The organism is Mesorhizobium sp. M7A.F.Ca.US.014.04.1.1 (genome assembly GCF_003998745.1).
Taxonomy (GTDB): Bacteria; Pseudomonadota; Alphaproteobacteria; order Rhizobiales; family Rhizobiaceae; genus Mesorhizobium; species Mesorhizobium ciceri.
Genome location: NZ_RZRW01001268.1, coordinates 1 through 714 on the forward strand (window position 1 = coordinate 1; position 714 = coordinate 714).

Genomic DNA, 714 nt, shown 5'->3' on the forward strand with positions numbered 1-714 from the left:
CTGGCGTTGGGCCACCACGACCAGCCGCTTGGCGACCTTGAGCGCCGTTTCCGCGCCGTGCTGCTGCCCGACGAGCGCCAAGCCCAAATCTATTCCCGCAGTCACACCGGCCGCGGTGATCAGCCGCCCATCGCGCACATAGATCAAGTCCGGTTCGACCCTTGCCTTGGGGAACCTGGCCGCCAGAGCCTGCGCATCCTGCCAATGGGTTGTGACGCGTCGATCATCCAGGAGGCCGGCATAGCCAAGGACAAAGGCTCCGGTGCAGATTGATCCATAAACGCTCGAGCGCCACGGCAACTCTTTGACCCACTGGACCAAGTACGGTTCCGGCTCCGTCGCCGGAGGCGTCGGCGCGCCGGCCACCAGAATGATGTCGAAGCCCCCCGCTGCCTCCTCAAAGGTCAGGTCCGCTACCAGTCGCATCCCGTTCGACGCGCGTAGTGGATTGCGGTGAGCGGCAACCAATACTGTCTCATAACGGTCGGCACTGTCCAGAAACGTGTTTGCCTCGCTGAACACGTCCATCGGCCCTGCCGCGTCCAGGGCCTGAACACCCTCATAGACAACGATCGCGACAACGTGTTTCGGCACCTCTTACGGCCTCTCCAGTCAGATGCCGTACTATGCATGTAGTTAGCACACTGCAAAAGGCCCAGTCCGGTCTGTTAATCAACCAACCGAAATGTCCGTGCGTCAGGAACTGGACTTAAT

At 61.1% G+C, this 714-nt stretch carries 1 protein-coding gene; it reads right to left on the bottom strand.

All coding sequences use genetic code 11. The features are described 5' to 3' along the window. On the bottom strand, nt 1–594 hold a 594-nt coding region (locus EOA22_RS36005), incomplete at its 3' end, for an AraC family transcriptional regulator (RefSeq protein ID WP_164756303.1). Nucleotides 595–714 lie beyond the last annotated feature (120 nt).